Origin of the sequence: Roseateles saccharophilus, assembly GCF_004342485.1 — a bacterium.
Classification (GTDB): Bacteria; Pseudomonadota; Gammaproteobacteria; order Burkholderiales; family Burkholderiaceae_C; genus Pelomonas; species Pelomonas saccharophila.
In genome coordinates this window covers 23993-39983 of the sequence record NZ_SMBU01000026.1, presented here as the reverse complement: position 1 = coordinate 39983, position 15991 = coordinate 23993, and the positions used below count along the sequence as shown (strand labels likewise).

General features: G+C 67.4%; 15 protein-coding genes. 11 read left to right on the top strand and 4 right to left on the bottom strand.

Annotation, left to right across the window (positions count from 1 at the left end):
• Positions 1-6: 6 nt before the first annotated feature.
• The 11 genes from EV671_RS18665 to phoR all read left to right on the top strand — a co-directional run bounded on the left by EV671_RS18665 (position 7) and on the right by phoR (position 11924).
• A complete protein-coding gene (locus EV671_RS18665; protein WP_132574517.1) occupies positions 7-681 on the top strand; it encodes an RlmE family RNA methyltransferase in 675 nt (224 codons plus the stop codon).
• An 85-nt stretch (positions 682-766) separates the two neighbouring features.
• Positions 767-2671 carry an ATP-dependent zinc metalloprotease FtsH gene (ftsH, locus tag EV671_RS18660; RefSeq protein WP_132574515.1) on the top strand — a complete coding sequence of 635 codons (1905 nt, stop codon included), beginning with the start codon at positions 767-769 and terminating at the stop codon, positions 2669-2671.
• Between the two features lie 57 nt (positions 2672-2728).
• Entirely contained in the window at positions 2729-3571 is an 843-nt protein-coding gene (gene folP / locus EV671_RS18655; RefSeq protein ID WP_132574513.1) for a dihydropteroate synthase, read from the top strand.
• Positions 3572-3584: 13 nt separating this feature from the next.
• Positions 3585-4916, top strand: a complete 1332-nt coding sequence (gene glmM, locus EV671_RS18650; protein WP_132574511.1) for a phosphoglucosamine mutase — start codon at positions 3585-3587, stop codon at positions 4914-4916.
• A 273-nt stretch (positions 4917-5189) separates the two neighbouring features.
• Complete coding sequence (pstS, locus tag EV671_RS18645) at positions 5190-6236, top strand: phosphate ABC transporter substrate-binding protein PstS (protein ID WP_132574509.1); 1047 nt, start codon at positions 5190-5192, stop codon at positions 6234-6236.
• Between the two features lie 152 nt (positions 6237-6388).
• Positions 6389-7348, top strand: coding sequence for a phosphate ABC transporter permease subunit PstC (gene pstC, locus EV671_RS18640; RefSeq protein ID WP_132574507.1), 960 nt, complete (start codon positions 6389-6391; stop codon positions 7346-7348).
• A complete protein-coding gene (pstA, locus tag EV671_RS18635) occupies positions 7345-8205 on the top strand; it encodes a phosphate ABC transporter permease PstA (protein WP_132574505.1) in 861 nt (286 codons plus the stop codon). Before pstC ends, pstA begins: the two co-directional genes overlap by 4 nt.
• A gap of 11 nt (positions 8206-8216) precedes the next feature.
• Positions 8217-9002: a phosphate ABC transporter ATP-binding protein PstB gene (gene pstB / locus EV671_RS18630; protein ID WP_132574503.1), complete on the top strand. Its 786-nt coding sequence runs from the start codon at positions 8217-8219 to the stop codon at positions 9000-9002.
• A 16-nt stretch (positions 9003-9018) separates the two neighbouring features.
• Positions 9019-9726 (top strand): phosphate signaling complex protein PhoU, encoded by a 708-nt coding sequence (phoU, locus tag EV671_RS18625; protein WP_132574501.1) that lies wholly within the window; start codon positions 9019-9021, stop codon positions 9724-9726.
• Between the two features lie 112 nt (positions 9727-9838).
• Positions 9839-10540: a phosphate regulon transcriptional regulator PhoB gene (phoB, locus tag EV671_RS18620; RefSeq protein ID WP_132574499.1), complete on the top strand. Its 702-nt coding sequence runs from the start codon at positions 9839-9841 to the stop codon at positions 10538-10540.
• 16 nt (positions 10541-10556) lie between these two features.
• Positions 10557-11924, top strand: a complete 1368-nt coding sequence (phoR, locus tag EV671_RS18615) for a phosphate regulon sensor histidine kinase PhoR (protein ID WP_132574497.1) — start codon at positions 10557-10559, stop codon at positions 11922-11924.
• Here the strand turns inward: phoR and EV671_RS18610 are convergent.
• From EV671_RS18610 to trxA, 4 genes are all read right to left on the bottom strand, one after another.
• On the bottom strand, positions 11918-13558 hold the full coding sequence (locus EV671_RS18610) for a hypothetical protein (RefSeq protein ID WP_132574495.1): 1641 nt from the start codon (positions 13556-13558) through the stop codon (positions 11918-11920). The two genes, phoR and EV671_RS18610, sit on opposite strands and share 7 nt — an antisense overlap.
• A gap of 145 nt (positions 13559-13703) precedes the next feature.
• The gene (locus EV671_RS18605; RefSeq protein WP_132574493.1) at positions 13704-13955 is read right to left on the bottom strand and encodes a type B 50S ribosomal protein L31; all 252 of its coding nucleotides are present in this window, start codon (positions 13953-13955) and stop codon (positions 13704-13706) included.
• 115 nt (positions 13956-14070) lie between these two features.
• Complete coding sequence (gene rho, locus EV671_RS18600; RefSeq protein WP_132574491.1) at positions 14071-15336, bottom strand: transcription termination factor Rho; 1266 nt, start codon at positions 15334-15336, stop codon at positions 14071-14073.
• A 255-nt stretch (positions 15337-15591) separates the two neighbouring features.
• Positions 15592-15921, bottom strand: a complete 330-nt coding sequence (gene trxA / locus EV671_RS18595) for a thioredoxin TrxA (RefSeq protein ID WP_132574489.1) — start codon at positions 15919-15921, stop codon at positions 15592-15594.
• Positions 15922-15991 lie beyond the last annotated feature (70 nt).

The following is a 15991-nucleotide window of genomic DNA, read 5'->3' as shown; positions in this document are numbered from 1 at the left end:
GTAGGCATGAAAACTCAAACCAAAAGCAAGAAACTCAACAAGGCGTGGCTGAACAATCACGTCAGCGACCCCTATGTGCAGCAGGCCCAGAAGGATGGTTATCGCTCCCGCGCGGCCTACAAGCTCAAGGAGATCGACGAGGAGCTCAAGCTGATACGCCCGGGCCAGGTGGTCGTGGACCTGGGCGCCACGCCGGGCGCCTGGAGTCAGTACCTGCGCCGCCGGTTCGCGCCCAAGGAGGCGGGGCAGGGTGGGGCGGCGGTGGGGCAGCTCAACGGCACCATCATCGCGCTGGACCTGCTGGACTTCGAGCCCATCGAGGGCGTGCAGTTCATCCAGGGCGATTTCCAGGAAGACGCGGTGCTGGCCCAACTGGAGGCCGCGCTGGCCGGCCGGCCGGTCGACGTCGTCGTGTCGGACATGGCGCCCAATCTGTCGGGCATCGCGTCCACCGACGCCGCCCGCATCTCCAATCTCATCGAGCTGGCCGTGGATTTCGCCGGCAGCCACCTGAAGCCTGAGGGTGCGCTGGTGGCCAAGGTCTTCCACGGCAGCGGCTACAACGAACTCGTGGCCCTGTTCCGCGCCACCTTCAAGACGGTCAAGGTGGTCAAGCCCAAGGCCTCGCGGGAGCGCTCCTCCGAGACATTCTTGGTCGGTATCGGATTGAAACCCCGTTGATCTCAGGGCTCATCCCCTTGCGTCACCTAAAATCGCCCCCACTGTCCTGAAACCCGCGCTGGGTCATCAGGGCCAAGGAGTCGCAGTGAACAATCAATGGTTTTCGAAATTCGCCGTCTGGATCGTGATCGCGCTGGTGCTGTTCGCGGTCGTCAAGCAGTTCGGCGGCGCGACGGCGCCGGGCAACCAGATCGGCTACTCCGAGTTCCTCGATGAGGTGCAGGCGCGCCGCATCAAGCAGGTCACGCTGACCGAGGGCGGCGCCAGCGGCGCCGAGATCCTGGCCGAAACCACCGACGGCAAGAAGTTGCGCGTGACGGCCACCTACCTCGACCGCGGCCTGATCGGCGACCTGCGCAACAACGGCATCAAGTTCGACGTCAAGCCGCGCGAGGAGCAGAGCTTCCTGATCAGCATGCTGATCAACTGGACGCCGATGCTGCTGCTGATCGGCGTCTGGGTCTACTTCATGCGCCAGATGCAGGGCGGCGGCAAGGGCGGCGCGTTCAGCTTCGGCAAGAGCAAGGCCCGCATGCTGGACGAGAACAACAACACCGTCACCTTCGCCGACGTGGCCGGCTGCGACGAGGCCAAGGAAGAGGTGAAGGAGCTGGTCGACTTCCTGAAGGACCCGCAGAAGTTCCAGAAGCTCGGCGGTCGCATCCCGCGCGGCGTGCTGATGGTCGGCCCTCCGGGCACCGGCAAGACGCTGCTGGCCAAGTCCATCGCCGGCGAGGCCAAGGTGCCCTTCTTCACGATTTCGGGCTCCGACTTCGTCGAGATGTTCGTCGGCGTCGGCGCGGCCCGCGTGCGCGACATGTTCGAGCAGGCCAAGAAGAGCGCGCCCTGCATCATCTTCATCGACGAAATCGACGCTGTCGGCCGCCACCGTGGCGCCGGCCTGGGCGGCGGCAACGACGAGCGCGAGCAGACGCTGAACCAGATGCTGGTCGAGATGGACGGCTTCGACACCAACCTCGGCGTCATCGTCATCGCAGCCACCAACCGCCCCGACATCCTCGACCCGGCCCTGCTGCGCCCCGGCCGCTTCGACCGCCAGGTCTACGTGACGCTGCCGGACATCCGCGGCCGCGAGCAGATCCTGAACGTGCACATGCGCAAGGTACCCATCGGCCAGGACGTGAACGCGTCCATCCTGGCGCGCGGCACGCCCGGCATGAGCGGCGCCGACCTTGCCAACCTCGTCAACGAGGCGGCGCTGTTCGCCGCCCGCCGCAATGCCCGCCTCGTCGAGATGATCGACTTCGAGCGCGCCAAGGACAAGCTCTACATGGGCCCCGAGCGCAAGAGCATGGTCATGACCGAGGACGAGAAGAAGGCCACGGCCTATCACGAGTCCGGCCACGCCGTTGTCGCCGAGCTGCTGCCCAACACCGACCCGGTCCACAAGGTCACCATCATGCCGCGCGGCCGCGCGCTGGGCGTGACCTGGCAGCTGCCCGAGCGTGACCAGCACAGCCTCTACTTCAAGCAGATGCTCAACAGCATCAGCATCATGTTCGGTGGCCGCATCGCCGAGGACCTGTTCGTCCACGACATCTCGACCGGCGCCTCCAACGACTACGAGCGCGCCACGCGCATGGCCCGCGACATGGTCACGCGCTACGGCATGAGCGAGCTGCTCGGCCCGATGGTCTATGCCGAGAACGAGGGCGAGGTCTTCCTCGGCCGCAGCATGACCAAGACGGCCAACATCAGCGAAAGCACGCAACAGAAGGTCGATGGCGAGATCCGCCGCATCCTCGACCAGCAGTACGCCGTGGCGCAGCAGATCCTTGAGGACAACCGCGACAAGGTCGAGGCCATGACCGCCGCGCTGATGAAGTGGGAAACCATCGATCGCGACCAGATCTTGGACATCATGGCCGGCCGCCCGCCGCGCGCGCCCGGCGACACGCCGCCCGCGTCCAGCGGCCCGACGGGCGGCACGCCGCCGGTCAGCACCGACGGCGCCCCCGCCGCGGCCTGATCCCCTCCCGAACCGACGGGCCCGGCTTCAAACCGGGCCCGTTTTCCATTCAAGACCATGCATTGGCAGACCCGCCGCTTCCGCATCGACCTGAGCCGCCCCCGCGTGATGGGCATCGTCAATGCGACGCCCGATTCCTTCTCGGATGGTGGCCGGCACGATGAGGCCCGCGGCGCAATCGCCCACTGCGAGAGGCTCGTCGCGGAGGGTGCCGACATCCTGGACATCGGCGGCGAGTCCACGCGGCCCGGCGCGCCGCATGTCGATGCGGCCAGCGAGTGGGCCCGCATCGACAAGGTGCTGGCCGCCGCCCTGACGCTGGGCGTGCCGGTTTCCGTGGATACCTACAAGCCCGAGGTGATGCGGCGCGCGCTGGATGCCGGTGCCGACATCGTCAATGACGTGCAGGCGCTGCAGATGCCGGGCGCACTGGCGGCCGTGGCCGGCAGCGGCGCGGGCGTCTGCCTGATGCATATGCGCGGCGAGCCGGCGTCGATGATGGATCTGGCCTGCTATGGCGACGTGGTGGCCGAGGTTGCCGCCTTCCTGGCGCGGCGCGCCCAGGCGGCGCGTGACGCGGGCATTGCCGCGGACTGCATCGCGCTGGACCCTGGCTATGGCTTCGCGAAGAAGGCCGAGCACAACCTGAGGCTGCTGGCGGGCCAGCGACGCCTGGCCGAGCTGGGCCATCCGCTGCTGGTGGGCTGGTCGCGCAAGCGCACGCTGGGCGACATCACCGGCCGTCCTGTGGACCAGCGCCTGCCCGCCAGCCTGGCCGCGGCGCTGCGCGCGGTCAGCGCCGGCGCGAACGTGCTGCGCGTGCACGATGTCGCCGCAACGGTGGACGCCCTCAAGGTCTGGGCCGCGGTCGATGCGGCGACAATTCCAGCCATTGAATAGAAGGAAGAGCTCGATGAGCCGCAAGTATTTTGGAACCGACGGCATTCGAGGCACGGTGGGCCAGAGCCCGATCACGCCCGACTTCATGCTGCGCCTGGGCCACGCCGTCGGCAGCGTGCTGCGCAAGACCGCCAAGCGCCCGACGGTGCTGATCGGCAAGGACACGCGCATTTCCGGCTACATGATCGAGTCGGCACTGGAGGCCGGCTTCGCCTCGGCCGGCGTCAATGTGCTGCTGACCGGCCCGCTGCCGACGCCCGGCGTGGCCTACTTGACCCGCGCACTGCGCCAGGACCTGGGCGTCGTCATCAGCGCCTCGCACAACCCCTTCCAGGACAATGGCATCAAGTTCTTCTCGGCCAAGGGCGAGAAGCTGCCCGACGCCTGGGAACTGGCCGTCGAGGCCGCGCTGGACGAGGCGCCGCAGTGGGTGGACTCGGCCAGCCTGGGGCGCGCCAAGCGCCTGGAAGACGCGCGCGGCCGCTACATCGAGTTCTGCAAGAACAGCTTCGGCTCCGACCTGACGCTCAAGGGCATGAAGATCGTCGTCGATGCGGCCCATGGGGCGGCCTATCACGTCGCGCCGGACGTCTTCCACGAGCTGGGCGCCGAGGTCATCTCCATCGGCTGCAAGCCCGACGGCTTCAACATCAATGCGGGCGTCGGTGCGACGGCGCCGGGCGCCCTGGTCGAGGCCGTGAAGGCGCATGGCGCGGACTACGGCGTCGCGCTGGACGGCGATGCGGACCGGCTGCAGCTGGTGGATGCCAACGGCCGCCTCTACAACGGCGACGAGCTGCTCTATGTGATGGTGGCGGACCGCCTCAACCAGGGCCTGCGGGTTCCGGGCGCGGTCGGCACGCTGATGACCAATATGGCCGTCGAGGTGGCGCTGCGCTCGCGCGATGTCGAGTTCGTGCGCGCCAAGGTCGGCGACCGCTATGTGCTGGAGGAGCTGGCCGCGCGCGGCTGGCAGCTGGGCGGCGAGGGCTCCGGCCATCTGCTGGCCCTGGACAAGCACACGACCGGCGACGGCATCGTCAGTGCGCTGCTGGTGCTGCAGTCGGTCTGCCGCAGCGGGCGCAGTCTGGCGGAGCAGCTGCAGGGCGTCGACCTGTTCCCGCAGACGCTGATCAACGTCCGCCTGGCGGCCGGCCAGGACTGGAAGAGCAGCAGCCGCCTCGCCGAGGAGCAGACGGCCGTCGCGGCCGAGCTCGGCGACCGCGGCCGGGTGCTGATCCGCGCCTCGGGCACCGAGCCCCTGCTGCGCGTGATGGTCGAGGCCTCGGATGCCGCGCTGGCGCAGCGCTGTGCCCAGCGGCTGGCGGAGGCCGTTGCGGCCTGATCTTTTCGGGGTGCACAGCCGCAGCGAGGCCGCCGACGAGGCGGCCTTTTCTTGGCCGTCAGCCGCAAAAGGCGGCTTCATCCCCTCCTCCGGCAGCGTGTGACGGCCGCGTGAATGTCAAATGACGCTGTCATAAACCGGCCCGAATGACTTCACAGAGGGCGTTTGGCGCGCTCCAATGGCCATTTGGCCCAGATGACGGTCACCGAATCGTCACATTCGATCCCTAGGATGCCGGTCATCGTCAAACCCGCTCAGCGGAAGGTGTCTCAGATGAACTTTGTCCAGGTCAGCAAGTCGTTCGCGCTTATTTCCACTTTGGCGGGTCTGTTCGGCGCCCAGGCAGCCCTGGCCCAGGACGTGACCGGCGCTGGCGCCACCTTCCCGGCCCCCATCTATGCCAAGTGGGCCGACGCCTACAACAAGGCCACCGGTGCCCGCATCAACTACCAGTCCGTCGGCTCCGGCGCCGGCATCAAGCAGATCAAGGCCAAGACCGTGGACTTCGGCGCGTCCGATATGCCGCTGAAGGACGAAGACCTGGCCAAGGACGGCCTGTTGCAATTCCCGACCGTCATCGGCGGCGTCGTGCCCGTCGTCAACATCAAGGGCATTGCCGCCGGCCAGATCAAGCTCACCGGCACCGTGCTGGCCGACATCTACCTGGGCAAGGTCACGAAGTGGAACGACGCGGCCATCACCGCGCTGAACCCCGGTGTGGCCCTGCCTGACGCTGCCATTGCCCCGGTGGCCCGCGCCGACGGCTCCGGCACGACCTTCATCTTCACGAACTACCTGTCCAAGGTCAGCCCCGAGTGGAAGGACAAGGTCGGCGAGGGCACGACGGTCAAGTGGCTGGCCGGCACGGCCGGCAAGGGCAACGAAGGCGTCGCCGCCTTCGTGCAGCGCCTGCCCAACTCCATCGGCTACGTCGAGTACGCCTATGTGAAGCAGAACAAGATGACCTTCGTCCAGCTGAAGAACAAGGAAGGCCAGTGGGTCAACCCCAATGACGAGGCCTTCAAGGCCGCCGCCGCCGGCGCCGATTGGAAGAAGACTTTCTACCAGATCACGACCGACCAGCCGGGCAAGGCCTCGTGGCCCATCACCAACCCGACCTACATCCTGATGTTCAAGTCCCAGGACAAGCCCGCACAGGCCGCCGCCGTGCTGAAGTTCTTCGACTGGGCCTATGGCAATGGCGACAAGATGGCCGACGACCTCGACTACGTTCCCCTGCCTGCCAGCGTGAAGGAACTGGTGCACAAGCAGTGGGGCGAGATCAAGGACGCGTCCGGCAAGGTCGTTTCCCACAAGTAAACCCCAGGCGCTGAGCCAGGCCCGGCATCGCCGGGCCTTTGCCACATCAACGGCGCCCTTTCATTCCAGACCCCGGAGGTTCCTTGGCAGCCATCCTTCCCGCCGACAGCGCAGGTGCTGATCGAAGCGAACCTCAGCCGCAAACCGCGCCGATGAGCCCCCAACCCCCGCGCCGCCGCGTCGCGCCCTGGGCCGACACACTGTTCGCGGCGCTGTCCCAGGGGGCTGCCTGGCTGACGCTGGCCCTGATGGCCGGCATCATCGGCTCCCTCATCGTCGGCGCAACACCGGCCCTGGAGGCCTATGGCCTCGGTTTCCTGACCAGCGCGGACTGGGACCCGGTGCAGGAGAAGTTCGGCGGCCTGGTGATGATCTACGGCACGCTGGCCTCGTCCTTCATCGCGCTGCTCATCGCGGTGCCGGTCAGCTTCGGCATCGCCATCTTCCTGACCGAGCTCTCGCCCAGCTGGCTCAAGCGCCCGCTGGGCATCGCCATCGAGCTGCTGGCCGCCGTGCCTTCCATCGTCTACGGCATGTGGGGCCTGCTGGTCTTCGGTCCCATCCTGGCCACCTTCGTGCAGCAGCCGCTGCAGGCCCTGCTGGGCGGCGTGCCGGTGCTGGGCTCGCTGGTGTCCGGCCCGCCCGTGGGCATCGGCATCCTGTCGGCCGGCATCATCCTGGCGATCATGATCATTCCCTTCATCGCCTCGGTGATGCGCGACGTCTTCGAGGTCACGCCGCCGATGCTGAAGGAAAGCGCCTACGGCCTGGGCGCGACGACCTGGGAAGTCGTCTCCAAGGTGGTGCTGCCGTTCACGAAGACCGGCGTCGTCGGCGGCGTCATGCTCGGCCTGGGCCGCGCGCTGGGCGAGACCATGGCCGTCACCTTCGTCATCGGCAACATGAACCAGCTGAACTCGCTGTCCGTCTTCGAGGCGGCTAACAGCATCACGTCCACGCTGGCCAACGAATTCGCCGAGGCCGGCGAGGGCCTGCACCAGGCCTCGCTGATGTACCTCGGCCTGCTGCTGTTCGTCATCACCTTCGTCGTGCTCTCCATTTCCAAGCTGCTGCTGCTGCGCCTGAAGAAGAGCGAAGGAGTCCGCACATGAGCAAGCTCGACGCCGGCCGCCTGGCCAGGCATGCCAAGCGCAAGCGCATCAACGCCGTCGCGCTGACGCTGTCGCTCGGCGCGATGGCCTTCGGCGTGTTCTGGCTGATCTGGATCCTGTTCGAGACCATCTACCTCGGCATGGGCGGTCTGAACTGGGCCACCTTCACGCAGATGACGCCGCCGCCTCAGGGCGAAGGCGGTGGCCTGGCCAACGCCATCTTCGGCAGTTTCGTCATGGTCGGCCTGGCCACGCTGGTCGGCACCCCGGTCGGCATCCTGGCCGGCGTCTACCTGGCCGAGTACGGCCAGAAGACCTGGCTCGGCAGCGCGGTGCGCTTCATCAACGACATCCTGCTGTCGGCGCCGTCCATCGTCGTCGGCCTGTTCGTCTACGCGGTCGTCGTTGCCCGCATGCACAGCTTCTCGGGGCTGGCCGGCTCGCTGGCCCTGGCCCTGCTGGTCATTCCGGTCGTCATCCGCACGACCGAGAACATGCTCAGCCTGGTGCCCAATGCGCTGCGCGAGGCGGCCTATGCGCTCGGCACGCCGAAGTGGAAGGTCATCCTCTCCATCACGCTGAAGGCCGCGCGTGCCGGCGTCATCACCGGCATCATGCTGGCGCTGGCCCGCGTGTCCGGCGAGACCGCGCCGCTGCTGTTCACCGCGCTGTCCAACCAGTTTTGGACCAGCGACGTCGGCGCGCCGATGGCCAGCCTGCCGGTCACCATCTTCAAGTTCGCGATGAGCCCGTACGAGAACTGGCAGAAGCTGGCCTGGGCGGGGGTCTTCCTGATCACCGTCGGCGTGCTGCTGTTGAACATCCTCGCGCGCGTGCTCTTCAAGAACAAACACTAAGGACCCGGCCCATGGACGCCAAGATCGAAACCTCGCTGGGTGAGCGCGCCAAACTCTCGGTGCGTAACCTGAACTTCTACTACGGCAGCTTCCACGCGCTGAAGAACATCAACCTCGACATCCCCGAGAAGAAGGTCACCGCCTTCATCGGCCCGTCGGGCTGCGGCAAGTCGACGCTGCTGCGCACGCTGAACCGCATGTTCGAGCTCTACCCCGAGCAGCGCGCCGAAGGCCAGATCCTGCTGGACGGCGAGGACATCCTGACCAGCCGCGACGACGTCTCGCTGATCCGTGCCAAGGTCGGCATGGTCTTTCAGAAGCCCACGCCCTTCCCGATGTCCATCTACGACAACATCGCCTTCGGCGTGCGCCTGTTCGAGACGCTGCCGCGCGTCGAGATGGACGAGCGCGTGGAATGGGCGCTGAAGAAGGCCGCGCTCTGGAGCGAGGTGAAGGACAAGCTCAACCAGAGCGGCGCCGGCCTCTCCGGCGGCCAGCAGCAGCGCCTGTGCATCGCGCGCGGCATCGCCATCAAGCCCGAGGTGCTGCTGCTCGACGAACCCTGCTCCGCGCTGGACCCGATCTCGACCGGCAAGATCGAGGAACTGATCCACGAGCTCAAGAGCGACTACACCGTGGCCATCGTGACCCACAACATGCAGCAGGCCGCGCGCTGCTCCGACTACACGGCCTATATGTACCTGGGCGACCTGATCGAATTCGGCCCGACCGCCGAGCTCTTCATGAAGCCCAAGCGCAAGGACACGGAAGACTACATCACGGGCCGCTTCGGCTGACCCGCAAGGAGGCACCATGGTTGACAAGCATCTCTCCACCCAGTTCGATGCCGAGCTCAGCGGCATCTCCACGCGCGTGCTCGAAATGGGCGGCCTCGTCGAGGCCCAGGTGGCCCAGGCCGTGCAGGCCCTCAGCGACTTCAGCGCCGAGTCGGCCGACGAAGTGCTGGCCCGTGAGGGCCGCGTCAACGCGATGGAAGTCGAGATCGACCGCGATCTCTCCACCATCATCGCGCGGCGCCAGCCCACGGCCCGCGACCTGCGCCTGCTGATCGCCATCAGCAAGAGCATCGCCAACCTCGAGCGCGTCGGCGACGAGGCCGCGCGCATCGCGCGCACAGTGCAGCGCCTGGTGTCCGGCGGTGTCTCCAGCCGGCTGCGCGTGCCGATGTCGGACCTGGCCTTCGAGGCCGAGCTCGCCACCGGCCAGCTGCGCAAGGCGCTGGACTCCTTCGCCCGGCTGGACGTCGAGCGCGCGCTCGACGTGCTCAAGCACGACGACGAGATCGACAAGGAATTCGACGGCCTGCTGCGCAAGCTCATCACCTACATGATGGAAGACCCGCGCACGATCTCCTCGTCCATCGACCTCGTCTTCGTCGCCAAGGCCATCGAGCGCGTGGGCGACCACGCCAAGAACCTGGCCGAGGTCGTCATCTATGTGGTCAAGGGCCAGGACGTCCGGCACAACACGCCGGAAGCCGTCGAAACAATGGTGCGATAGCCCACCCCCTACCGGCTTCGCCGGCCCCCTCAAGGGGGCACTGTCAGTGGCCCGGCAAAGCCGGCTCCACGACAGTCATTCGGTACGGCACTACTTTCGAAAGAGAGCTTTTATGAGTCGAATCCTGGTGGTGGAAGACGAATCGGCGATCGCCGAACTGATCTCCATCAATCTGCGCCACGCCGGTTTCGAGGTCACCCTCGCCGGCAGCGCCACCGCGGCCCAGTACGAAGTGGACCGCGTGCTGCCCGACCTGGTCGTGCTGGACTGGATGCTGCCCGGCCAGAGCGGCGTGGCCCTGGCCCGCCAGTGGCGCGGTGCGGCGCGCACCAAGGAGCTGCCCGTCATCATGCTGACGGCGCGCGCCGAGGAGGGCGACAAGATTGCCGGCCTGGATGCGGGGGCTGACGACTACGTCACCAAGCCCTTCTCGACCAACGAACTGCTGGCGCGCATCCGCGCCGTGCTGCGCCGCAAGGCGCCCGAGGCGCTGGACAGCGCGGTCGAGGTCGGCCCGCTGCTGCTGGACCCGGGCACGCGCCGCGTCAGCCGCGAGGGTGTGGAGGTCAAGCTCGGGCCCACCGAGTTCCGCCTGCTGCATTTCCTGATGACCCATCCCGAGCGCGTGCACAGCCGCTCGCAGCTGCTGGATCGCGTCTGGGGCGACCATGTCTTCATCGAGGAGCGCACCATCGACGTCCACGTCAAGCGCCTGCGCGAGGCGCTGGAGCGGGTGCAGTGCGCGCGCATGATCGAGACCGTCCGTGGCGCCGGCTACCGGCTGACCCAGCAAGCCAGCGCACTCTCCGCCTGAGTCCCGTCCGCAGTTCATGACCTGGTTGTTGCCTCGACTGCTGCAGGCCCTCGCGGCCGCGTTGTTCGGTTTCCTGTTGGGTGCGGCGGTGCGCGGGACGACCGGCTTCGAAGGCCTGGGCCTGGGTGTCGGCGTCGTCACCGGCGTCGGCCTGCTGTTGCTGCTCGATGCCGTGCGTGGCCACCGTCTGCTGAGCTGGCTGCGCGGCAACCAGCAGGACAACGCGCCGCGCGACACCGGCCTCTGGGGCGAGCTGGGCTATCGCGTCGAGCGGGCGATGCGCGACCGCGACCGCGCGGTGGCCCGCGGCCGCGTCGAACTCGAGCAGTTCCTGTCGGCCATCGAGGCCTCGCCCAACGGCGTGCTGATGCTGGACGCCCAGGAGCACATCCTCTGGTGCAACCGCGTCGCGGCCGACCACTTCGCGCTCGACCCCAAGCGCGACCTGCAGCAGCGCATCACCAACCTCGTGCGCGCGCCGGCCTTCGTCGCCTACCTGCAGGCCGGCCGCTTTGCCGAGCCCCTCGTGCTGGGCAATGGCCGCGGGCCGGGCACGCTGTCCATCATCGTGCGCGAGTATGGCGAGGGGCAGCGCCTGGTGCTGACGCTGGACATCACCGAGCGCCTGCGCTCCGAGGCGATGCGGCGCGACTTCGTCGCCAATGTCTCGCACGAGATCCGCACGCCGCTGACCGTGCTGTCCGGCTTCATCGAGACCCTGCACACGCTGCCGCTGACGGCCGTGGAGCGCGACCGCGTGCTGGTGCTGATGAACCAGCAGACGCAACGCATGCAGACCCTCGTCGCCGACCTGCTGACGCTGGCCCAGCTCGAAGGCAGCCCGCGCCCGGCGCCGGACCGCTGGGTTGCGCTGGACGGCCTGCTGCTGCGCATCGCGGCCGACGCCGAGGCCCTGTCGGCCGGCCGCCATCCGCTGCGCCTCAAGCCGGAGACCGGCGTCGAGCTCGCCGGTGTCGAGAGCGAGCTGCTGAGTGCCATCGCCAACCTCGTGACCAATGCGGTGCGCTACACGCCCGACGGCGGTGAGATCGAGGTGGCTTGGCGCCTGCTGGAGGACGGCAGCGGCGAGCTGACCGTCATCGACACCGGCCGTGGCATCGCGCGCGAACACATCCCGCGCCTGACCGAGCGCTTCTACCGCGTGGACGGCAGCCGTTCGCGCGAGACCGGTGGCACGGGCCTGGGGCTGTCCATCGTCAAGCACGTCATGCAGCGCCATGGCGGCGAATTGATGATCGAGAGCGAGGTCGGCAAGGGCTCGCGCTTTCGGCTCGTTTTCCCGGCCGCTCGTGTGCGTTTGGCCAGCGATTCGGTGCTGGGCGACGAGGCCGCCTTCAGCGGCGCCGCGCTGTCAGATCACTGACGAGCCAGCAGCACCAGGCCGGCGCTGCTGCCGCGGTCGGTCGGGCGCTTCACATGGGCGACGACCTGCCACCCTGGGGGCGTGGCTTGCCCGGGGTTGATGACCGCGTGGCTGCAGGCCGTGCCGGCCAGCGTGCCGCGCCCCTGCACGCGCCAGCCGCCATGCCATTCCAGTGCGGCCAGCGTTGCCAGGGTCTGCTCAGGCGCGGCCAGGCAGTTCACCGTCGCCGGCAGGTAGGGCTTGAGCCGGGCGACGAGCGGGCCGTTGCTGCGTGCATAGTCCAGCGGCGGCAGCAGCAGGCTCATGACGAGCAGCCAGCCCAGGGCCACGCCGCCGGCCGGCAAGGCCAGGCTTTTCCAGAGCGCGTGCCGATGGCGTGCGGTGCGCCAGCGCACCAGGGCCAGCCAGGCGACCGTGGCGACGATGGCGAACGCCAACGCCAGCAGGCTGAAGCGAGGCTCGAAGCCCTCGGCCAGGCGGCGCATATTGGCCAGCGGACGGGCCGGCCAGCCGGTCTGCATGGACACGTAGTACAGCCAGAAGAACAGCGCCGCGGCACTGAAGAAGAAGACCGAGAACCAGTCCACAGCTGCCGAGAAGCCGCGGGTCAGGGTCGGCAGCGCGAATGCGGCCAGGATGGCCAGTGACGGCAGGGCCAGCAGCAGTGCGCGGTCCGAGCCGTCCATCGTGATGCAGGCCAGCAGCGGCACGAGCAGCGCGATGACGGGCACGGTGATGTGGCGGCGCAGCCGCTGGCGGCGCCAGCGCCACAGCGTCCACAGCGCCATCGGGCCGGCAGGCCAGCAGAACCAGGCCAGCAGGCTCAGCAGCGGACCGGGCTCCAGTTCGGCCCGGACACGCCAGGCCCAGCCGTCGAAGGCCCAGGCTGCCAGCACGGCCAGCGTCAGTGCGCCCAGCAGCCACACGCGCTGGGCCTTGGCCGCCTCGTAGCTGGAGCGGTGGTTGAGCAGCACACCCAGCGCGCCGAGCAGGCAGGCCACGGTCGGCGCGCCGCTGACCGCCAGCGCCGGCAGGGCCAGCAGCACCGCGATGCGCGACTGGGGGCGCCGGAAGGGTGCCGCCGCAAGCCCATAAAGGTAGACCGACACCGCCAGCAGTTGCAGCAGTTCGGGCGTGGTTTCGTGACCGAGTTGCAGCAGGCCGAGTGATGCCATCAGCGCGAGCAGCGCGCCGTCGGCCAGCGCCCGTGCGTAATCGACCACTTGGGCCTCGCCACCGAAGGCGAAGGCCACAGGCTGAGCGGCCTCGGTGCGGGCGAGGTGAAAGCACGCATACCAGACGGCCACGAGCACACCCACCAGCACGAAGGCATAGGGCAGGCGCGCCGCCACCGGCGCGTTCAGAAAGGGCAGGGCCTTGATCGCCAGTGCGCCCAGCCAGTAGGGCAGGGGGCCGCCTTCTGCCGGGATGCCGGCGATGGCGGGTTGCCACCAGGGGGCACGGCCCTCGGCGATGCTGGCCATGAAGCCGAAGGCCGTCAGGTCGGCGTTGCGCCAGGGGTCGCGGCCGAAGAGCCCGGGCAGCACATAGGCGGCGCACAGCAGGATCAGCGCCAGGCGCGGTAGGCGCACGGCACCGCGCTCGGCGACGATGGCGGGGGTGGGAAGGTTCACGCGTTGAGCTTCGATCGGATCGGCCGGCATGATGCAGCACAAATGACGCAGAAACGGCGAAGTGCGGCCGAGGCGGCAGAAATGACAAAGGGCAGCCTGGAGGCTGCCCTTGCTTTCGGAAGCGGTACGGGACCGCCTCGACGAATTACTTCTTGAGGTGAGCGAACTTGTTGCGGAACTTCTCGACGCGGCCGCCCAGGTTGTCCACGCTCTTCTGCGTGCCCGTGTAGAAGGGGTGCGATTCGCTGGTGGTTTCCAGCTTCACCAGCGGCATGGTCTTGCCGTCGAGCTCGATGGTTTCCTTGGTCTGGACGGTGGAGCGCGTCACGAACTGGAAACCGTTGGACAAGTCGACGAAGACGACGTCGCGGTAGTTGGGGTGAATGCCTTCTTTCATGGGAACCTCTCGGCTAGGTTGGGAGCCACGTCGCCGGTATTGGCAACGCACTTTCCAGGGTGTCTGGGCGGAAAACCCGCGATTGTAGCGAGTTTCCGGGGTCGATGCGTGGACGTCAGCCGCCGCGCCGCATCATGTCGAAGAAGTCCAGGTTGTTCTTCGACGCCTTCATCTTGTCGAGGATGAACTCCATCGCCTCGATCTCGTCCATGTTGTAGAGCAGCTTGCGCAGGATCCAGCTCTTTTGCAGGATCTCGGGCTTGAGCAGCAGTTCCTCGCGGCGCGTGCCGGACTTGTTGATCAGGATGGACGGGTAGACGCGCTTCTCGGCCATGCGGCGATCCAGGTGGATCTCGCAGTTGCCGGTGCCCTTGAACTCCTCGTAGATCACCTGGTCCATCAGGGAGCCGGTGTCGATCAGGGCCGTGCCGATGATGGTCAGCGAGCCGCCTTCCTCGATGTTGCGCGCGGCGCCGAAGAAGCGCTTGGGGCGCTGCAGCGCGTTGGAGTCCACGCCGCCGCTCATGACCTTGCCGGACGAGGGCAGCACGTTGTTGTAGGCGCGGGCCAGGCGGGTGATCGAATCCAGCAGGATGATCACGTCCTTCTTCAGCTCCACCAGGCGCTTGGCGCGCTCGATGACCATCTCGGCCACCTGCACATGGCGGGCGGCGGGCTCGTCGAAGGTCGAGCTGATGACTTCGCCGCGCACGGTGCGGATCATCTCGGTCACTTCCTCGGGGCGCTCGTCGACGAGCAGCACGATGAGGTGGCAGTCCGGCGCGTTGGCGACGAGGGCATGGGCAATGCTCTTCATCATCTCGGTCTTGCCGGTCTTGGGCTGGGCGACGATCAGCGCGCGCTGGCCTTTGCCGATGGGCGCCACCAGGTCGATGATGCGACCGGTGATGTTCTCCTCGCCCTTGAAGCCCTCACGCTCGAGCCTGAACTGTTCCTTGGGGAACAGGGGCGTCAGGTTCTCGAACATGATCTTGTTCTTGCTCTCCTCGGGCGTCTGGCCGTTGACACGGTCGACCTTCACGAGAGCGAAGTAACGCTCGCCGTCCTTGGGCACGCGCACCTCGCCTTCCACCAGGTCGCCGGTGTGCAGGTTGAAGCGGCGGATCTGGCTGGGCGACAGGTAGATGTCGTCCGTCGAGGCCATGAAGCTGGCTTCGATCGAGCGCAGGAAGCCGAAGCCATCGGGCAGGACTTCGAGCACGCCGTCGCCGAAGACCTGCTCGCCGGCCTTGGCGCGCTTCTTCATGATGGCGAACATCAGCTCCTGCTTGCGCAGGCGGCTGACGTTGTCGATCTCCAGTTCCTCGCCCATCTGGATGAGGGCGGAGACGTGAAGGGCTTTGAGTTCGGAAAGATGCATGGGTGAACACCCGTCAGGGGCCGCGGCGCCAGCCAAGGCGCAACGGCGATTCCACGGCCGCCCCGGAACAGGACCGAATGAGCAGTCGCTCAAACGGCGAGCGACGCGGATTCGACAGCTTTTGTGGTGGGAGGGGGCGCCGAGTCCACGCTGGCTGGGGTCTGGTTCGTGACCAGGACGCCCGGGGCGTGTTGGCTATGGCTGCTGCAGCGGGGCGCCGGGAAGCGCCAGAAGCGCCGCAGCAGTCAGACGCGATTATAGGTTCGCGTCGATGAAGGCGGTCAACTGGGCCTTGGACAGGGCGCCGACCTTGGTGGCGGCGAGCTGCCCGTCCTTGAACAGCATCAGCGTCGGGATGCCGCGGATGCCGAACTTGGCGGGAACCTCGCGGTTCTCGTCGACGTTCATCTTGGCGACCTGCAGCTTGTCACCGTAGCCGGTGGCGACCTCGTCCAGGATGGGCGCGATCATCTTGCAGGGGCCGCACCACTCGGCCCAGTAGTCCACCAGCACCGGCTTGCCGGACTGGATCACGTCGGCGTCGAAGGACGCGTCGGAAACATGCTTGATCAATTCGCTGCTCATGGGAGGGTTCCTTGGCCTCAAAGGGTTGGCGGTCGCCGCGACGGCGCCGTCCGAATAGGCAAAATCATTG

Coding starts and splice junctions, on each gene's coding strand:
- phoR (WP_132574497.1), top strand. CDS start 10,557: ATGACCTGGTTGTTGCCTCGACTGCTGCAGGCCCTCGCGGCCGCGTTG.
- pstS (WP_132574509.1), top strand. CDS start 5,190: ATGAACTTTGTCCAGGTCAGCAAGTCGTTCGCGCTTATTTCCACTTTG.
- EV671_RS18665 (WP_132574517.1), top strand. CDS start 7: ATGAAAACTCAAACCAAAAGCAAGAAACTCAACAAGGCGTGGCTGAAC.
- EV671_RS18605 (WP_132574493.1), bottom strand. CDS start 13,955: ATGAAAGAAGGCATTCACCCCAACTACCGCGACGTCGTCTTCGTCGAC.
- phoU (WP_132574501.1), top strand. CDS start 9,019: ATGGTTGACAAGCATCTCTCCACCCAGTTCGATGCCGAGCTCAGCGGC.
- pstA (WP_132574505.1), top strand. CDS start 7,345: ATGAGCAAGCTCGACGCCGGCCGCCTGGCCAGGCATGCCAAGCGCAAG.
- pstC (WP_132574507.1), top strand. CDS start 6,389: ATGAGCCCCCAACCCCCGCGCCGCCGCGTCGCGCCCTGGGCCGACACA.
- trxA (WP_132574489.1), bottom strand. CDS start 15,921: ATGAGCAGCGAATTGATCAAGCATGTTTCCGACGCGTCCTTCGACGCC.
- folP (WP_132574513.1), top strand. CDS start 2,729: ATGCATTGGCAGACCCGCCGCTTCCGCATCGACCTGAGCCGCCCCCGC.
- rho (WP_132574491.1), bottom strand. CDS start 15,336: ATGCATCTTTCCGAACTCAAAGCCCTTCACGTCTCCGCCCTCATCCAG.
- phoB (WP_132574499.1), top strand. CDS start 9,839: ATGAGTCGAATCCTGGTGGTGGAAGACGAATCGGCGATCGCCGAACTG.
- pstB (WP_132574503.1), top strand. CDS start 8,217: ATGGACGCCAAGATCGAAACCTCGCTGGGTGAGCGCGCCAAACTCTCG.
- glmM (WP_132574511.1), top strand. CDS start 3,585: ATGAGCCGCAAGTATTTTGGAACCGACGGCATTCGAGGCACGGTGGGC.